We start from the raw sequence: 17798 nt of genomic DNA, 5'->3' as shown, positions 1-17798 counted from the left end.
CACTCTGGGGCCTGCCATGGATTCCGGTACCCCTACATGCTCAAAGACCTGCTGCTTGCCCTCGCCAGTTCTTCCATTCTGTTGGCGGGCTCGGCCAATGCCGCTGAGCCGTCTGGCACTTCTCTGGTGCTGCTGACGGAGAACTTTCCGCCCTACAACATGGCGAAAAACGGCAAGAACTTCGCCAAGGACGAGAACATCGAAGGCATTGCGGTGGACATTGTCCGCGAGACTTTCAAGCAGGCTGGCATTTCCTACAACCTCACGCTGCGCTTCCCTTGGGAGCGGATCTATAAACTCGCCCTGGAAAAGCCAGGCTACGGCGTGTTTGTCATGGCGCGCCTGCCGGACCGCGAAGCGCTGTTCAAGTGGGTCGGCCCCATCGGCCCGGATGACTGGGTGCTGCTGGCCAAGGCTGACAGCAAGATCCAGCTGACCGACCTTGAGCATGCCCGTAGCTACAAGATTGGTGCCTACAAAGGCGATGCCATTGCTCAGACCCTGGAAAAGCGCGGGCTCAAGCCGATCATCGTGCTGCGCGACCAGGACAATGCGCAAAAGCTGATGGAGGGGCAGATTGACCTCTGGGCCACCGGCGACCCGGCCGGGCGCTATCTGGCGCGTCAGGTGGGGGTTTCCGGGCTCAAGACGGTGCTGCGGTTCAATAGCGCCCAGTTGTACCTGGCGCTGAACAAGGAGGTGCAGGATGAGGTGGTGGCCAAGCTGCAGGCGGCGCTGGACCAGCTACGCAAGGAGGGTGTGGTGGATCAGATCATGGCGCGCTATCTGTAGGTTTCAGCGGTAAACCCCATCCTTGCCGTGCCCAGCCATCGCCCGATTGCTGCGCACACTGATCATCAGCTTGATATCAATCCACTCGATACCCTGGGCCTTGAGCTTGGGCAGCTCGCGTTCCAGCACCGCCAGGGTCTGTGGATAAGGATGGCCGATCATCACCGCCGAGCCCTGTTTGTGGGCCAGCTTGATAGCCGTCTGCAACTGCGTGGCGATGGCCGCTTCGGTCCGTTCGTCATCCAGAAATACATCCCGTGAGACGTGGGCCAGGTTGATTTTCTGAGCCTCGGCGGCCGCCACGGTCTTGGCGCTGGTACGGCTGTCGACGAAAAACTTGTGCCGACGCTGCAGCTCGCCCATCAACCACGCCATGGCGCCAGGCTCGGCGGTCATGCGGCTGCCCATGTGGTTGTTGATGCCGGCGGTGTAGGGTACGGCCTTGAACGCCGCATCCAGGCGCTTGCCCAGTTCTTCGATGGGCAGCTCGGGGTGCCAGGCGAAGGGGCCGGTGGCCGGGTCCATGGGCATGTGCAGAATCACGATCTTGCCGGCGCGGTGGGCCTCGCGGGCGACTTCAGCGGCGTGGGGCGTGTCGGGCATGATTGCAGCCGTCACCGGGCCGGGCAGGGCCAGCACACGACGATCCCTGGGCAGGTTTTGCCCAAGGTCGTCGATGATAAGCGTGAGGTAGGCTTTGTGGGGCTTGTCGGCCGGCGTCGCTAGGGCGACTCCGGCCAGGCTGCACAACATTGAAAGGATTAGCGCAAAACGCATATCAACGGCTGCGCGTAATGCTCAAGCCCTTGAGCAGGCTCAGCGCCTGGGCCAGTTGGTAATCGTCGTCCTGTGGCATCGGCTTGGCTTTCGGGCCGCTGCCGGTTGGCTGGTCGGCGCCGCCGTTGCCATTGCCCAGGTGACCTTGCAGGTCGGCTTCCTTGAAGTACTCGTTGTCGCTTTCGTTGGTGATCTTGGCCCGACGCACCTCGATATCCGGCACGATGCCCTGGGCCTGGATCGAGCGACCATTAGGCGTGTAGTACAACGCCGTGGTGATCTTCAGCGCCCGCTCGTTGTTCAGCGGCAACACAGTTTGCACCGAGCCCTTGCCGAAGCTGGTGGTGCCCATCAGTACGCCGCGTTTCTGGTCTTGCAGGGCGCCGGCGACGATTTCCGAGGCCGAGGCGCTGCCGCCGTTGATCAGCACCGCCAGCGGTACGTTTTCGCTGAGGTCCTTGCCGGTGGCCGAGAAGCGCAGCTCGGAGTTGGCAATGCGGCCCTTGGTGTACACGATCAAGCCTTTGGTGATGAAGTGGTCGACCACTTCCACCGCTGATTGCAGCACGCCGCCGGGGTTGTTGCGCAGGTCCAGGACGATGCCGTTGAGCTTCTTGCCGTTGTCCTTGCGCAGCTTGGCCAGGGCCTTGGCCACTTCGTCGCCGGTCTTGACCTGGAACTGGGTGATGCGGATATAGCCGTAGCCCGACTCCAGCAACTGGCTCTTCACGCTCTTGACCACGATGGTGGCTCGGGTCAGGGTCACGTCAAACGGGCTGCCGCCGTCGCGCACCAGGGTCAGGGTGATTTTCTGGCCGACCTTGCCGCGCATCTTGTCGACGGCTTCGGTCATGGTCTGGCCACGGGTCGGCTGGCCGTTGATCTTGACGATCAGGTCGCCGGCCTGGATGCCGGCCTTGGACGCCGGGGTGTCGTCGATTGGCGACACCACCTTGATGATGCCGTCCTCGGCGCCGACTTCGATGCCCAGGCCGCCGAATTCGCCGCTGGTGCTTTCCTGCAGCTCGGCGAAATCTTCCGGGCCCAGGTAGGCAGAGTGCGGGTCGAGGTTGCTGAGCATGCCTTTGATGGCGTTTTCCAGCAGGGTCTTGTCGTCCACGGGTTCGACATAGGCGGCCTTGATCCGGTCCATGACCTCGGCAAAGGTGCGCAATTCGTCCAGCGGCAGCGGTGCCTTGGTGGTCGCGGCCATGGCAGACGGTGCGGTCTGGTCGGCGAATGCCATAGGCGCGCCGATCACCAGGGCGATCGTCAGGGCCAGCGAAGTGAGGCGGGACAAATGCAGCATGTCGAACGAACTCCTAATGTAGGTGCGGCCTATCCTTGGGCGCGACACCATTGTGCAGGGTCGCTCGGGCGGCCCTGCTGACGAATAGCAAAGTACAGCGCCGGGGTGTCCTGGCCACCACTGTTACCGACAGTGGAGATGGATTCACCGGCTTTTACAACATCACCTGCGGCCTTGAGTAACGTCTGATTGTGGCCGTACAGGCTCAAATAGCCATTGCCGTGGTCAAGAATCACCAGCAACCCGGCGCCGCGCAGCCAATCGGCGAACACCACGCGCCCGCCGTGGACGGCGTGCACCTGGCTGCCCGCAGAGGCGCTGATCATCACGCCATCCCACTTGGTACGGGTGTCATCGCCACGGGTTTCACCAAAGCGTGCCAGTAGTCGACCATCAACTGGCCATGGAAGTTTGCCTCGGGCAGTAGCAAAAGGCCCGCCAAACGATTCGCCCGCACTGGAAACCAGCGGGCCAGGTGCTGCACGCGCCGGTTTACGCGGGGCGTCGCTGGCGAGCGCCTCGGCTTCACGCTGGCGCTTTTTTTCTGCTTCCTGCTGGGCGATCAGCGCTTTCTGCCGCGCTTCTTCGGCCTCGCGGGCCTGGCGTGCCAGGGTTTCCTCGATGGTTTTGAGTACTTTGGCCAGGTCGGCCTGGTCCTGCTGACGCGCCTGCAACTTGGCATCACGGGCTTTTACGTCGTTGTTGAGCTTGGCCAGGGCCTGCTGGCGCTCCTTGCGCACTTTGTCCAGTTCGTCGCGCTGGGTGTCCAGGCTGCTCTTCTGGGCCAGCAGTTGGCTTTGCTGGTCAGCGATTTCCTGCTCGACGTTGGCCAACTGGCGCAGGGTCTCGTTGAAACTCTTGAGTTGCTCCAGGCGCGCGGTGCTCAGGTAATCGTAGTAGGTCAGGGTGCGGGCGAATTTTTCCGGGTTCTGCTGGTTGAGCAGCAGCTTGAGGTATTCCTGGCGGCCGTTCTGGTAGGCGGCACGGGCCTGGATCGCGATCAGGCGTTGCTGTTCAACGCGCGCGCTCTGGAGTTTTTTTTTCTCACCGTCGAGTCGCTCCAGTTCCGACTCGCTCTTCTTTAATTCTTTTTGCAGCTCCTGGACCTGCTTCTCCAGCTTGCCCATTTCGGTTTCCGTGCCGCGCAGGTCTTTCTGCACCCCGGATTTTTCTTCCTGGAGCTTGCCGAGCAGCTTTTTCAGCTCGGTAATGTCCTGACGCGTAGCGTCCAACTGTTGTTGGGTTTGCGCACGTTCGTCGGCCAAGGCCGGTTGGAGCACGCAGACAAGAGCAAGGGTAATCAAGGCGCGAAGCATAGAGGCGGGCGACACCAGGGAAAGGGACGGCCTAGTATGCCCGCCCCACGCTGCAAAAAAAACGCCCAATTCAGGCTGGCGGGCAAGTTAGGTGCCGAGTGGCGGGGGTGTGGCTAAAAGCCACCTTCAAAAACGCCACTTACCCATGTGGGAGCGGGCTTGCCCGCGATTGCGCTGTGTCGGCCATAGCAATGTCGACCGATCCGTCGCTATCGCGGGCAAGCCCGCTCCCACATTGTTTGGTGGTGGGTTTTAAAATCAGACCAGAATCGAGGTGCCGGTCATCTCGGCAGGTTTCTCCAGGCCCATCAGCATGAGCATGGTCGGTGCCACGTCCGCCAGCACGCCGCCTTCGCGCACCTTGAAGTCGCGTTTGCCGACATAAATGAATGGCACTGGCTCGGTGGTGTGGGCTGTGTGGGCCTGGCCAGTGGATTCGTCGGACATCTGCTCGCAGTTGCCGTGGTCAGCGGTGATCAGCGCTTCGCCGCCGACCTTCTCCAGGGCCTCGACGATCCGGCCTACGCACAGGTCCAGGCATTCCACGGCCTTGATTGCTGCTTGCAGGTTGCCGCTGTGGCCGACCATGTCGCCGTTGGCGTAGTTGACCACGATCACGTCATAACGCTGGTGTTCGATGGCGTCGACAATTTTATCGGTAACTTGCGGTGCGCTCATTTCCGGCTGCAGGTCGTAGGTAGCGACTTTCGGCGACGGGATCAGGATGCGCTCTTCGCCGGGGAACGGTTCTTCGCGGCCACCGGAGAAAAAGAACGTGACGTGGGCGTATTTCTCGGTCTCAGCGATGCGCAGCTGGGTCTTGCCGTTCTTCGCCAGGTAATCACCCAGCACGTTTTCCAGGCTGCCCGGGGCGAAGGCCGACGGGGCCGGGATGTTGGCGGCGTATTGGGTGAGCATCACGAATTCGACCTGCGGGCGGCGCGCGCGCTCGAAGTCTTTGAAACCCTCATCGACGAACACATGGCTCAACTCGCGGGCACGGTCGGCGCGGAAGTTCATGAACACCACGGCGTCGCCATCTTCGACCTTCACCGGCTCGCCGATGGTGGTGGCCTTGACGAACTCATCGCTCTCGCCACGGGCGTAGGCGGCTTCCAGGCCTTGCTGGGCGGTGGCAGCGTTGAATTCGGCGTTGCCGTCGACGATCAGGTTGTAGGCCTGGGACACGCGGTCCCAGCGGTTGTCGCGGTCCATGGCGAAGTAGCGGCCGACCAGGCTGGCGATACGGCCCTTGCCGAGGGCGGCGAAGGTCGCGTCCAGCAGTTCGATGGACGATTGCGCGCTTTTGGGCGGGGTATCGCGGCCATCGAGGAAGGCGTGCAGGTAGATCTTCTCGGCACCGCGCTTAAAGGCCAGTTCGGCCATGGCCACCAGATGATCCTGGTGGCTGTGTACGCCACCGTCGGACAGCAGGCCCATGAAGTGCACGGCCTTGCCGGCGGCAACGGCTTTATCCACCGCGGCGCAGATGGTCGGGTTCTCGAAGAACTCGCCATCGCGGATGGCTTTGGTCACACGGGTGAAGTCCTGATATACCACTCGTCCGGCGCCCAGGTTCATATGGCCGACTTCGGAGTTGCCCATCTGGCCGTCCGGCAGGCCGACGTCCATGCCCGATCCGGAGATCAGGCCATTGGGTACGCTGGCGCACAGGCGGTCCAGTACCGGCTTGTTCGCCGCGAATACGGCGTTGTCGTGGGGGTTTTCACTGTGACCGAAGCCATCGAGAATCATCAGGACCAAAGGTTTAGGCGTGGTAGTCATAGATCCTCTCGCGGCGTTATTAAAGGAAGGCGATTGAAAAGGGAGTGGCAGTTTAAAGCGAAGTTCCGATGCCGTCACCGCTTTACGGGGGTTGGCCCCCCATGGCGGCTGTGTATACTTACCGCCATTTTAACGCCCTGGAACCTCCTTGATGGTTGATCACCTGATTGCATTTGCTACCTCTCACTATCTGCTGGTCGGTGCCTTCGTCGTACTGCTGGCGCTGCTGATTGCTCATGAAGTGAGCCGTGGCGGCCGTAGCCTCAGCACCGCCGAGCTGACCGCGCTGGTCAACAAGGACCAGGCCGTTGTCGTCGACATCCGCCCGGCCAAGGACTTTGCCGCCGGTCATATCGTCGGCGCGCTGAATATCCCCCAGGACAAGCTGATCGCCCGCATCGCCGAGCTGGAAAAGCACAAGGCCAAGACCATTATCCTGGTCGACGCCCAAGGCCAGCACTCCGGTGGGCATGCCCGCGAAATGATGAAAAGCGGCTTCACCGCCGCCAAGCTGTCGGGTGGTATCTCCAGCTGGCGCGCCGATAACCTGCCGTTGGTGAAGTGATATGAGCCAGGTTGTCGTTTATTCCAGCGATTATTGCCCCTATTGCATGCGAGCCAAGCAGTTGCTCCAGAGCAAAAAGGTTGCCTTCGAAGAGATCAAGGTCGATGGCAAGCCTGCGGTGCGTGCCGAGATGGCCCAGAAGGCGGGGCGCACCTCTGTGCCGCAAATCTGGATCGGTACCCAGCATATCGGTGGATGCGACGACCTGTTCGCCCTGGAGCGCGCCGGTAAACTCGACGCGCTGCTTCACGTCTGACTCCAAAAACCTAAAAGACCCCAAGATCAAGAAGGATCTGCGAGATGACTGACCAACCGAACATCGAAGCGGCAGCAGAAGAGGCTCAAGGCCCACAATTTTCCCTGCAGCGTATCTACGTGCGTGACCTGTCGTTCGAAGCGCCGAAAAGCCCGGCGATCTTCCGTCAGGAATGGACCCCAAGCGTCGGCCTGGACCTGAACACCCGTCAGAAGCAGCTCGAAGGCGACTTCCACGAAGTGGTACTGACCCTGTCGGTCACCGTGAAGAACGGTGAAGAAGTGGCATTCATCGCTGAAGTCCAGCAGGCCGGTATCTTCCTGATCCAGGGCCTGGACGATGCGTCCATGAGCCACACCCTGGGCGCGTTCTGCCCGAACATCCTGTTCCCGTATGCCCGCGAGACCCTGGACAGCCTGGTCACCCGTGGCTCGTTCCCGGCCCTGATGCTGGCCCCGGTGAACTTCGATGCCCTGTATGCGCAAGAGCTGCAGCGCATGCAACAGGAAGGCGCACCGACGGTTCAGTAAGCTGAACCCGACGCTGCTCTAAATGTGGGAGCGGGCGTGTGTGGGAGCTGGCTTGCCAGCGATAGCATCACCTCTGTGTCACTGACACACCGAGGTGCCTGCATCGCGGGCAAGCCCGGCTCCCACACACGCCCGCTCCCACATTTGGTTTTGGGGGTTATTTGAACCCGAGCTGGCGCCAGCCTTCGTAGACGGCGACGGCCACGGTGTTGGACAGGTTCAGGCTGCGGCAGCCTTCGCGCATCGGCAGGCGCAGGCGCTGGCCGTCGGGCAGGGCGTCGAGTACGTCTGCCGGCAGGCCACGGCTCTCTGGGCCGAACAGGAAGGCGTCCCCTTCGGCAAAGCTGGCATCATGAAACGGCCGCGAGCCCTTGGTGGTGAACGCAAACAGGCGCGGCTGGCCCAGGCTCTCCAGGCAACTGGCGAGGTCGGCGTGGCGCTGCAGGGTGGCGTACTCGTGATAGTCCAGGCCCGCGCGGCGCAGGCGCTTGTCGTCCATCTCGAAGCCCAGCGGCTCGATCAAATGCAGGTGGCAGCCACTGTTGGCGCACAGCCTGATAACGTTGCCGGTATTCGGCGGAATTTCTGGTTGGAAAAGGATGACGTGAAACATGCACGGCTCCGAAGATAAAGATGCAGCGCATTCTACCCCTGAAGACGACCCCAGGCCGAAGCTATTGCCTCGCGTCCTGGGCTCGCTGGCGATTGTCGGCCTGATGGTGGGTTTGATGATCGGTCGCCTGACCACCCCGGACCCGACTGCCTTGCTGCAGGTCGAGCCCGCCGCAGATGGCCTGGTGGTGTGGTTCAACAGCGAGCCGAAGCTGCATGGCGAGCATATCGACGGCACCGTGGCGCTGCTGTTCGACGCCCAGGGCCAGGCCCAGGCGGGGCAATTGAAGGTCAATGAGAAGGATGTGAACTGGCGCGTGCGCAAGACCGATGCTGGCTTGCTGTTGAACCTGGTGGCGGCGCGGCCGCTGCGCGGGGAATGGTCGGGCAAGGCGGTCGATGACCGCTGGCGACTGGAGATCCATCTCCTGGAGCAATAAAAGAGGGAGTTCCCGGCCTGCCTGTACCAGGGCTCCCAAAACGGTTTGAAGCTCGAATTAAAGAGGGGATTCTCGGCCTGCCTGTACCAAGGTCCCCGAAACTGGGTAGTACCAGGGTTATTGCAGGGGGCGTGCCAGAGTGGCGAGATTGTCTGAGAGTTTTCTTTTATAAAGCGCAAAGCCCCGGATTACGGGGCTTTGGTGTTTTCGGGGCTCAGGATTTATTTAAAAGTAGCCTGGGTTTTGTGCGCGATAGCGGTTCATGGTGCGTTGAAGCGGTGCACACCACACAAATGTGGGAGCAGGCTTGCCTGCGATGCGGGCACCTCGGCCTTTTAGAGATACCGAGGTGATGCAATCGCAGGCAAGCCAGCTCCCACATAAGCCCTCATCCACATTAGGTCATCCATGTGCTGGAGGGCTGTACTCAGCCCTCTTCGCCCTCATCATCATCCCCACCATCGACCTTCATCCCCAATTCCTTGATCTTGCGGGTCAAGGTATTGCGGCCCCAGCCCAGCAGCACTGCGGCATCACGACGCCGGCCTGCGGTGTGCTTGAGGGCGGTTTCGATCATGATCCGCTCAAAGGTCGGCACGGCGCTGTCCAGCAGGTTTGACTGGCCACGGGCCAGGGCCTGGTCGGCCCATTGGCGCAGGGCCTGTTCCCAGTTGGTCACCGGTGCTGAATCTTGCGGCAGGCTCAACAGCTCCGGTGGCAGGTCGCTGATATGCACTTCGCGCCCGGACGCCATCACCGTGATCCAGCGGCAAGTGTTCTCCAGTTGGCGCACGTTGCCCGGCCATGGCAGGTTCTTCAGGTATTCCTCGGTCTCCGTCTTCAGCAGCTTGGGCTCCACCGCCAGCTCCTGGGCGGCGCGGCTGAGGAAGTGGCGGGCCAGGGTCGGGATATCTTCGCGGCGGTCCGACATGCGTGGGATATGGATGCGGATCACGTTCAGGCGGTGGAACAAGTCCTCGCGAAACTTGCCGGCGTGCACCAGGGTTTCCAGGTTCTGGTGGGTCGCGGCGATGATGCGCACGTCGACCTTGACCGGCGTATGGCCGCCGACACGATAGAACTCACCGTCGGCCAGTACCCGCAACAGCCGGGTCTGGGTGTCGGCCGGCATGTCGCCGATTTCATCGAGGAACAGCGTGCCGCCGTCCGCCTGTTCAAAACGCCCGCGACGCAGGTTGGCCGCGCCGGTAAACGCGCCTTTTTCGTGGCCGAACAGCTCGGACTCCATCAAGTCCTTGGGGATCGCCGCCATGTTCAGCGCGATAAACGGCGAGGCCGCCCGCGGGCTGTGACGGTGCAGGGCATGGGCCACCAGCTCTTTACCGGTCCCGGACTCACCGTTGATCAACACGGTGATGTTGGAGTGGCTCAGGCGCCCGATGGCGCGAAACACTTCCTGCATCGCCGGTGCTTCACCGATGATCTCGGGGGTGCGGGTCAGGGTCGGTACCACGGCCTGGCCTTGCTGTTCCTGGGCGTGCTGGTTGGCGCGCTTGACCAGCGCCACCGCCTCATCGACGTCGAACGGCTTGGGCAGGTACTCGAAGGCGCCGCCCTGGTAGGACGCGACAGCGCTGTCCAGATCCGAGTGCGCGGTCATGATGATCACCGGCAAGCGCGGGTGCTGCTCGCGAATCCGCGCCAGCAAGTCCAGGCCACTGGCGCCGGGCATGCGGATATCGGAGATGATCACGTCGGGCTGCTGGCGTGCCAGGCGGCTCATCACTCCATCGGCGCTGTCAAAGCTCTGGGTGGTCATGCCTTCCTGTTGCAAGGCTTTCTCCAGGACCCAGCGGATGGAACGGTCGTCATCGACGATCCAGACAGTTTCACTACGGCTCATGTCGATGGGGCTCCTTGTTCCAGTGGCAGAAAGATCGAAAAGGTCGTGTGGCCGGGATGGCTTTCACATTCGATCAGGCCCTGGTGCTGGCTGATGATGTTCTGGGTAATGGCCAGGCCCAGCCCGGTACCGTCCGGGCGGCCGCTGACCATTGGGAAGAAAATGGTTTCCTGCAGTTCGGCCGGGATACCCGGGCCGTTGTCGATGATCTCGACCTTGGTTACCAGGCGATGGCGCACATGGCCGATGGTGAACTGGCGCAAGGCGCGGGTGCGCAGGCTGATGCGCCCCAGGCGCAGCTCGTTCTGGCTGCTGATGGCTTGCATGGCGTTGCGCACGATATTGAGCACCGCCTGGATCATCTGCTCGCGGTCGATCAGGACATCGGGAATGCTCGGGTCATAGTCGCGCACCAGGGTGATGCAGCCCTGGCTTTCGGCCTCCACCAACTGGCAGACGCGCTCCAGCACCTCATGGATATTGGTCATCGCCAGCGACGGCAGCTTGTTGGAGCCGAGCATGCGGTCCACCAGATTACGCAGGCGGTCGGCTTCTTCGATGATGACGTTGGTGTAGTCCTTGAGGTTCTCATCCGGCAGCTCGCGGGCCAGCAACTGTGCGGCGCCGCGAATCCCGCCCAACGGGTTCTTGATCTCATGGGCCAGGCCGCGCACCAGCATCTTGCTGGTTTCCTGCTTGGACAGCTGGGCTTCTTCCTTGGTGATGCGCAGCAGGCGATCCCGGGGATGCACTTCCAGCAGCAGCAAGGTGGCGCCGTGGCTCAGGATCGGCGTTACGGCGTAGTCGACGGTCAGGGTCTGGCCGGTGAGGGCCGTGAGCATCGCTTCACGCTTGGTAAACGGGTGGGCCTGCTCCACGGCCTGGCGCAAGGAACTCAAGGCCTCGGCGGACTCGGTGAACAGCTCGCTGATAAATTGCCCATGGCTGCGCTGACCGCTGATGGCCAGGAGCATCTCCGCCGCGGGGTTCATGTACTCAAGGCGCAGTTCGTCATTGAGCAGAATGGTCGCGGTGGTCAGGTTGTCGAGTAGCAAGCGGTGCAGTGCGTCGCTGATGGTCATTAGGACCTCTTTTGGAGCAAGGCGTGGGCTTGAGGCACACGCTGATACCAGGAAAATGCAAAAACCAAACCAAGGCTCCGAAAAGAAGCGTAAAAGCCCTGAAATGGGGGCTTTAGGCGCGAAACTATGGCGCTCGGCCAGCTCTCTCGGGAGATTTCGACCCAAAATGGGTTGATGGGTGGGCCAGGGTGCAACCTATCGCACCAATATAGTGCGAATTCCCACATTCTGTTCAGCGATCAAATATTTCCTGAAAAACCCCAGTCAAACTGTAGGAGCTGGCTTGCCTGCGATAGCGGTGGTTCAGTCAGTCGTGATGTGACAGATACACCGCTATCGCAGGCAAGCCAGCTCCCACAGTTCTGATGGGGTTTGCAAAGGTGGATAGTCATTGTTTCAGGCAAAAAAAAGACCTCCCGAAGGAGGTCTTTTTTGTCACGCCACGTTAAGCAGCGCTACCGGATCAGCAGCTGTAGTACAGCTCGTATTCCAGTGGGTGTACGAAGGTGCGGACCTTGATTTCTTCTTCGCTTTTCAGGGCGATGTAGGCGTCGATAAAGTCGTCGCTGAACACGCCGCCTTTGGTCAGGAACGCACGGCCCTTGTCCAGCTCTTCCAGGGCTTCTTTCAGGCTGCCGCACACTTGTGGGATCTCTTTGGCCTCTTCAGGCGGCAGGTCGTACAAGTTCTTGTCGGCGGCGTCGCCTGGGTGGATCTTGTTCTGGATGCCGTCCAGGCCAGCCATCAGCAGTGCAGCAAAGCCCAGGTACGGGTTGGCTGCTGGATCCGGGAAGCGTGCTTCGATACGGCGAGCGCGAGGGCTGGACACGTAAGGAATACGGATCGACGCGGAACGGTTGCGAGCCGAGTAGGCCAGCATTACCGGTGCTTCGAAACCTGGGACCAGACGCTTGTAGGAGTTGGTCGACGGGTTGGTGAAGCCGTTCAGGGCCTTACCGTGCTTGATGATACCGCCGATGAAGTACAGGGCAGTGTCGGACAGGCCGGCATAACCTTCGCCAGCGAAGGTGTTCTTGCCATCTTTGGCGATGGACAGGTGAACGTGCATACCCGAACCGTTATCGCCGTACAGTGGCTTAGGCATGAAGGTAGCGGTACGGCCGTAGGCAACGGCAGTGTTGTGTACGCAGTACTTCAGGGTCTGGACTTCGTCAGCCTTGGCCACCAGGGTGTTGAACTTCACACCGATTTCGTTCTGGCCGGCAGTGGCCACTTCGTGGTGGTGCACTTCGATGACCAGGCCCATGTCTTCCATGGCGTTGCACATGGAGGTACGGATTTCGTGGTCGTGGTCGAACGGCGGAACTGGGAAGTAACCACCTTTGATACCTGGACGGTGGCCATGGTTGCCGCCTTCCACGTCCTGGTCGGACATCCACGAGCCTTGTTCGGAGTAGATCTTGAACATCGAGCCGGAGATGTCGGACTTGAACTTCACTTGGTCGAAGATGAAGAACTCTGGTTCCGGGCCCACGAATACGGTGTCACCGATACCGGTGGACTTCAGGTATTCCTCGGCACGCTTGGCGATCGCACGTGGGTCGCGGTCGTAGCCTTGCATGGTCGAAGGCTCGATCACATCGCAGACGATGATCAGGGTCGGCTCTTCGGTGAACGGATCGAGTACGGCGGTGGAGTCGTCCGGCATCAGGATCATGTCGGAGGCTTCGATGCCTTTCCAGCCAGCAATGGAGGAGCCGTCGAACATTTTGCCTTCTTCGAAGAAGGCGTCATCCAGCGCATCGCGAGCCGGCATGGTCACGTGGTGCTGAGTGCCTTTGGTGTCCGTGAAGCGCAGATCAATCCATTTAACGTCATGATCTTTGATGAGTTGAACCGACTTCGACATAGTGTCCTCCGGGTGGCTTCGGGCTTGGGTAGTGGAGTAGCCCTTAGAATGTGGGTGATGCCGGCGCGGATAGTCCGCCATGGCAACCTGCCTCACAAGAGAGCAAATTGCATGCCAGTGCCCCGACATGGGTTTTTTGCCTCAAAATCGCCCCTATAAAGGTGCAAATCGAAAAAACGGCAAAAATTGCGCACTGCAATGTAGCGCAATTGCCCGTAAATGCACCTGTTTGGTGCATGGTGTGCCGTTTGTATATTAACTGGTCAAACCTTGAGCGATTTCCGCTATAATCCGCGCCCCCCTTTTTCGGCTGGCCCTGCGCGCGCTGTTTCCATGAAATTAATCGTTAAAGTCTTCCCCGAAATCACCATCAAGAGCCGACCGGTACGGATGCGTTTCATCCGTCAATTGGCCAAGAATATCCGCGCCGTGCTCCGTGACCTGGACCCGGCTGTGGTGGTGAACGGTGTGTGGGACAATCTCGAGCTGGAAACCCGCATTACTGACGCCAAAGCCTTGAAAGACATGACCGAGCGCCTGAGCTGCATGCCGGGCATCGCGCACTTCCTGCAGGTCGACGAGTACCCACTGGGCGATTTCGACGACATCACTGAAAAATGCAAACTGCACTTCGGCAACAGCCTTGAAGGCAAGATTTTTTCAGTGCGTTGCAAGCGTGCCGGCAAGCACCCGTTCAGCTCCATGGATGTCGAGAAATACGTCGGCAGCAAGCTGCGTCGCGAGTGCGGCGCCGCTGGAATTTCGCTTAAAGAGCCGCAAATCGAAGTGCGCATCGAAATTCGCGACCAACGGTTGTTTGTGATCCACAGCCAGCACAACAGCATCGGCGGCTACCCGCTGGGCGCGCTGGAGCAGACCCTGGTACTGATGTCCGGCGGTTTCGACTCCACCGTGGCGGCCTACCAGATCATGCGCCGCGGCCTGATGAGCCACTTCTGCTTCTTTAACCTGGGCGGGCGTGCACACGAATTGGGCGTGATGGAAGTCGCGCACTATATCTGGAAGAAGTACGGCAGCTCCCAGCGCGTGCTGTTTGTCAGCGTACCGTTCGAGGAAGTCCTGGGAGAAATTCTCGGAAAAGTCGATAACGGTCATATGGGCGTCGTATTGAAGCGTATGATGTTGCGCGCAGCGTCGAAAATCGCCGACCGCCTGCAAATCGAAGCGCTGGTTACCGGCGAGGCGATTTCCCAGGTCTCCAGCCAGACCCTGCCGAACCTGTCTGTGATCGACTGTGTGACCGAGAAGCTGGTATTGCGCCCGCTGATCGCCAGCCACAAGCAAGACATCATCGACCTGGCCAACGAAATCGGCACCGCTGATTTCGCCAAGCACATGCCAGAGTACTGCGGGGTCATCTCGGTGAACCCCAAGACCCATGCCAAGCGCTACCGCGTGGAGCATGAAGAGAAAGAATTCGACATGGCGATTCTGGAGCGAGCGCTCGAGAACGCCAAACTGGTGCCGATTGATCGGGTAATCGATGAATTGGGCCAGGATGTGCAGATCGAAGAAGTCAGCGAAGCCCTGGCCGGCCAGATCGTCATCGACATCCGTCACCCGGATGCCGCTGAAGATGAGCCACTGGAAATCGCTGGCATCGACGTGCAAACGCTGCCGTTCTATGCACTGAACGCGCGTTTCAAGGAACTGGATAACAGCCGTCAGTACCTGCTGTATTGCGACAAAGGCGTGATGAGTCGCCTGCATGCCCACCATTTGCTCAGTGAGGGATATGCCAATGTGCGCGTTTATCGACCGAGCTAAGAGCCCGGGGCTGTTTGCCTGTGGCCTGCGTCACCGGCCCCCCGACTCTGCCGTCAAGCTGTAACGGCAAGGCCTGACTCTACTGTTAATCGCTGCCACGACCTGTCAGCACACCGAATCCTCTGATCGAGATACACAAGTGATCGAAAATCTACGTAACATCGCCATCATTGCCCACGTTGACCATGGTAAAACCACCCTGGTAGACAAACTCCTGCGTCAATCCGGCACCCTGGAGCGCAACGAGCTCAACGACGAGCGCGTGATGGACTCCAACGACCAGGAAAAAGAGCGCGGTATTACCATCCTGGCAAAAAACACCGCTATCAACTGGAACGGCTACCACATCAACATCGTGGACACCCCGGGCCACGCCGACTTCGGCGGCGAAGTAGAACGCGTAATGTCGATGGTTGACTCCGTTCTGCTGCTGGTTGATGCCCAAGACGGCCCTATGCCGCAAACCCGTTTCGTGACCAAAAAGGCTTTCGAAGCCGGCCTGCGTCCGATCGTGTGCATCAACAAGGTTGACCGTCCAGGCGCGCGTCCGGACTGGGTTCTGGACCAGATCTTCGACCTGTTCGACAACCTGGGTGCTACCGAAGAACAACTTGATTTCCAAGTGATCTACGCCTCTGCCCTGAACGGTATTGCCGGTCTGGAACACACCGCCATGGCGGAAGACATGACCCCGCTGTACCAGGCGATCGTTGACCACGTTCCACCTCCGAAGGTTGACCGTGAAGGCCCGTTCCAGATGCAAATCTCGGCACTGGACTACAACAGCTTCCTGGGTGTTATCGGCGTTGGCCGTATCGCTCGTGGTAGCGTCAAGCCGAACACCCCGGTTGTGGCTATCGGCGCCGACGGCAAGAAGCGTAACGGTCGTATCCTGAAGCTGATGGGTCACCACGGTCTGCACCGTATCGACGTTGAAGAAGCTTTCGCCGGCGACATCGTGTGCGTAAGCGGTATGGACTCGCTGTTCATCTCCGACACCCTGTGCCAGCCGGACACTGTCGAGGCGATGAAGCCTCTGACCGTTGACGAGCCAACCGTTTCCATGACCTTCCAGGTAAACGACTCGCCTTTCTGCGGTAAAGAAGGCAAGTTCGTGACTTCCCGTAACATCAAGGAACGTCTGGACAAAGAGCTGCTGTACAACGTTGCACTGCGCGTTGAAGAAGGCGACTCGGCTGACAAGTTCAAGGTTTCCGGCCGTGGTGAGCTGCACCTCTCGGTACTGATCGAAACCATGCGTCGCGAAGGCTTCGAAATGGGCGTTGGTCGTCCTGAAGTGATCATCCGTACCGTTGACGGCGTGAAGCAGGAACCGTTCGAGAACGTCACCATCGACACCCCTGAAGAATCCCAGGGCAAGGTCATGGAAGAGATGGGCCTGCGTAAGGGCGACCTGACCAACATGGTGCCGGATGGCAAAGGCCGTGTGCGTCTGGAATACAACATCCCTGCTCGTGGTCTGATCGGTTTCCGTAACCAGTTCCTGACCCTGACCAACGGTGCTGGCATCCTGACCTCGATCTTCGATCGTTACGACACCATGAAGTCCGGCGACATGTCCGGCCGTCAGAACGGTGTTCTGGTATCGGTAGAAACCGGCAAGGCGCTGACCTACTCCCTGGAAACCCTCCAGGCGCGTGGCAAGCTGTTTGTTGAACACGGTCAAGAGATCTACAACGGCCAGATCGTTGGTCTGAACAGCCGTGACAACGACATGGGCGTCAACCCAACCAAAGGCAAGAAGCTCGACAACATGCGTGCTTCGGGTAAAGACGAAACCATCGCCCTGGTTCCACCTGTTCGCTTCACCCTGGAACAGGCTCTGGAATTCATCCAGGACGACGAGCTGTGCGAAGTAACGCCGAAGTCCATCCGTCTTCGTAAGAAGATCCTGGACGAAGGCGAGCGTACCCGCGCTGCCAAAAAGGCCAAGAACTGATACTTAGTTCCAGCTGAAAAAAAACGCCCCCGGTCGAAAGGCCGGGGGCGTTTTTTTATGCCTGCAGATTGTGTGGTGTGATCGTTCCCACGCTCCGCGTGGTAATGCAGCCCTGGACGCTCTGCGTTTGCCCTTGGCAGCGGGGCGCAGAGCGCCCCAGGAGGCATTCCCACGCGGAGCGTGGGAACGATCATCGGTTAGAACTTGTCGAGCGTACGCAACTTGGTCTCGCGCACCACTTCCTTGGGCTTGTACGCGCAATACCCCGGCCGTGGCCCGATTTTCGGGTGATTGCGGCAGGTATCCGGGCGCTTGTCATAAATAGTGCAGAAGCGCGTCTTACGATCCAGGTACAGGCAATCGTTGTTGCTCATGCGCTGCAGGGTAAAGATCTCGGACTTGGAGTTGAACCGCTCGACGATGCCTTCCTTCTGCAAGCGCTTGGCGATGTTCTTCGGCGGGTCGCCACGCTCGAACTCGTCGACGATACCAATGCGGATCAAATCCTTGATCTTCACCTCAACCGGCAGGGTGCAGCAGTTGGATGTGCAGCCGCCGCACATGTGGCTGGAGTATTTCTGCCACGTTTCGAGACGGTCGAGTTCCGCGGCGGCGATCAGTTGAGGCTTCATCAGGTTTCCAAGAGGGGCTTTGTCCGGGCGCGCGATGATACCGGGATTGGTGATTTTTTGAACAATATTTTGCGGGTTTCGGCTCAAAGGCCGGTCCGACGTGCAAACGGGCACGGCCCCTGCATCTAAAACCGGTATGCGTGAATGAGTGAAAAAACTGCCGAACCGTCAGCCATGCCATGGGTCAGACCGTCTAGGCTCTAGGATTTCCCTTCTTCTA

The 17798-nt window shown here is 60.0% G+C and carries 16 protein-coding genes; 7 read left to right on the top strand and 9 right to left on the bottom strand.

From position 1 onward, the window contains the following. Positions 1 to 36 precede the first annotated feature (36 nt). Positions 37 to 792 (top strand): ABC transporter substrate-binding protein, encoded by a 756-nt coding sequence (locus HBR93_RS05615; RefSeq protein ID WP_169959948.1) that lies wholly within the window; start codon positions 37 to 39, stop codon positions 790 to 792. A gap of 3 nt (positions 793 to 795) precedes the next feature. Here HBR93_RS05615 and HBR93_RS05610 read toward each other — a convergent pair whose 3' ends face one another. The 4 genes from HBR93_RS05610 to gpmI form a co-directional block, all read right to left on the bottom strand. Then, entirely contained in the window at positions 796 to 1569 is a 774-nt protein-coding gene (locus HBR93_RS05610) for a divergent polysaccharide deacetylase family protein (protein ID WP_169959947.1), read from the bottom strand. A gap of 1 nt (position 1570) precedes the next feature. Next, entirely contained in the window at positions 1571 to 2878 is a 1308-nt protein-coding gene (locus HBR93_RS05605; RefSeq protein ID WP_057958036.1) for a S41 family peptidase, read from the bottom strand. 29 nt (positions 2879 to 2907) lie between these two features. Further along, complete coding sequence (locus tag HBR93_RS05600; RefSeq protein WP_169959946.1) at positions 2908 to 4194, bottom strand: murein hydrolase activator EnvC; 1287 nt, start codon at positions 4192 to 4194, stop codon at positions 2908 to 2910. A gap of 258 nt (positions 4195 to 4452) precedes the next feature. Then, the gene (gene gpmI / locus HBR93_RS05595; RefSeq protein WP_057958038.1) at positions 4453 to 5979 is read right to left on the bottom strand and encodes a 2,3-bisphosphoglycerate-independent phosphoglycerate mutase; all 1527 of its coding nucleotides are present in this window, start codon (positions 5977 to 5979) and stop codon (positions 4453 to 4455) included. Positions 5980 to 6130: 151 nt separating this feature from the next. Here gpmI and HBR93_RS05590 point away from each other — a divergent pair, with 151 nt between their 5' ends. Genes HBR93_RS05590 through secB form a run of 3 tightly spaced genes read left to right on the top strand, consistent with a single transcriptional unit; the run spans position 6131 to position 7330 of the window. Continuing rightward, on the top strand, positions 6131 to 6544 hold the full coding sequence (locus HBR93_RS05590; RefSeq protein ID WP_029295907.1) for a rhodanese-like domain-containing protein: 414 nt from the start codon (positions 6131 to 6133) through the stop codon (positions 6542 to 6544). Position 6545: 1 nt separating this feature from the next. Next, complete coding sequence (gene grxC, locus HBR93_RS05585; RefSeq protein WP_115127178.1) at positions 6546 to 6800, top strand: glutaredoxin 3; 255 nt, start codon at positions 6546 to 6548, stop codon at positions 6798 to 6800. A gap of 44 nt (positions 6801 to 6844) precedes the next feature. Next, positions 6845 to 7330 carry a protein-export chaperone SecB gene (gene secB, locus HBR93_RS05580; protein ID WP_057437139.1) on the top strand — a complete coding sequence of 162 codons (486 nt, stop codon included), beginning with the start codon at positions 6845 to 6847 and terminating at the stop codon, positions 7328 to 7330. A gap of 157 nt (positions 7331 to 7487) precedes the next feature. On the opposite strand, the gene HBR93_RS05575 is transcribed toward secB, so the two are convergent. Then, positions 7488 to 7943, bottom strand: coding sequence for a tRNA (cytidine(34)-2'-O)-methyltransferase (locus tag HBR93_RS05575; RefSeq protein ID WP_057437141.1), 456 nt, complete (start codon positions 7941 to 7943; stop codon positions 7488 to 7490). Between HBR93_RS05575 and HBR93_RS05570 the strand changes: the two genes are divergently transcribed. Then, positions 7942 to 8382: a hypothetical protein gene (locus HBR93_RS05570; protein WP_057437143.1), complete on the top strand. Its 441-nt coding sequence runs from the start codon at positions 7942 to 7944 to the stop codon at positions 8380 to 8382. The two genes, HBR93_RS05575 and HBR93_RS05570, sit on opposite strands and share 2 nt — an antisense overlap. Positions 8383 to 8809: 427 nt before the next feature. Here HBR93_RS05570 and ntrC read toward each other — a convergent pair whose 3' ends face one another. From ntrC to glnA, 3 genes are all read right to left on the bottom strand, one after another. Next, on the bottom strand, positions 8810 to 10246 hold the full coding sequence (ntrC, locus tag HBR93_RS05565) for a nitrogen regulation protein NR(I) (RefSeq protein ID WP_169959945.1): 1437 nt from the start codon (positions 10244 to 10246) through the stop codon (positions 8810 to 8812). Further along, positions 10243 to 11328, bottom strand: a complete 1086-nt coding sequence (glnL, locus tag HBR93_RS05560) for a nitrogen regulation protein NR(II) (RefSeq protein WP_057437145.1) — start codon at positions 11326 to 11328, stop codon at positions 10243 to 10245. The genes ntrC and glnL overlap by 4 nt, the downstream gene beginning before the upstream one ends. 463 nt (positions 11329 to 11791) lie before the next feature. Then, positions 11792 to 13198, bottom strand: coding sequence for a glutamate--ammonia ligase (gene glnA, locus HBR93_RS05555; protein WP_057958042.1), 1407 nt, complete (start codon positions 13196 to 13198; stop codon positions 11792 to 11794). A 333-nt stretch (positions 13199 to 13531) separates the two neighbouring features. Between glnA and thiI the strand changes: the two genes are divergently transcribed. After that, positions 13532 to 14986, top strand: coding sequence for a tRNA uracil 4-sulfurtransferase ThiI (gene thiI, locus HBR93_RS05550; RefSeq protein ID WP_169959944.1), 1455 nt, complete (start codon positions 13532 to 13534; stop codon positions 14984 to 14986). A 139-nt stretch (positions 14987 to 15125) separates the two neighbouring features. Beyond that, entirely contained in the window at positions 15126 to 16946 is a 1821-nt protein-coding gene (typA, locus tag HBR93_RS05545) for a translational GTPase TypA (RefSeq protein WP_053140412.1), read from the top strand. 197 nt (positions 16947 to 17143) lie between these two features. On the opposite strand, the gene HBR93_RS05540 is transcribed toward typA, so the two are convergent. Next, the gene (locus HBR93_RS05540; RefSeq protein WP_032862271.1) at positions 17144 to 17578 is read right to left on the bottom strand and encodes a YkgJ family cysteine cluster protein; all 435 of its coding nucleotides are present in this window, start codon (positions 17576 to 17578) and stop codon (positions 17144 to 17146) included. Between the last annotated feature and the right edge of the window lie 220 nt (positions 17579 to 17798).

Source organism: Pseudomonas sp. WS 5411, from assembly GCF_012985595.1.
Classification (GTDB): Bacteria; Pseudomonadota; Gammaproteobacteria; order Pseudomonadales; family Pseudomonadaceae; genus Aquipseudomonas; species Aquipseudomonas shahriarae.
The sequence above is the reverse complement of the archived record's forward strand: the minus strand, read 5'-3'. Positions and strand labels throughout refer to the sequence as shown.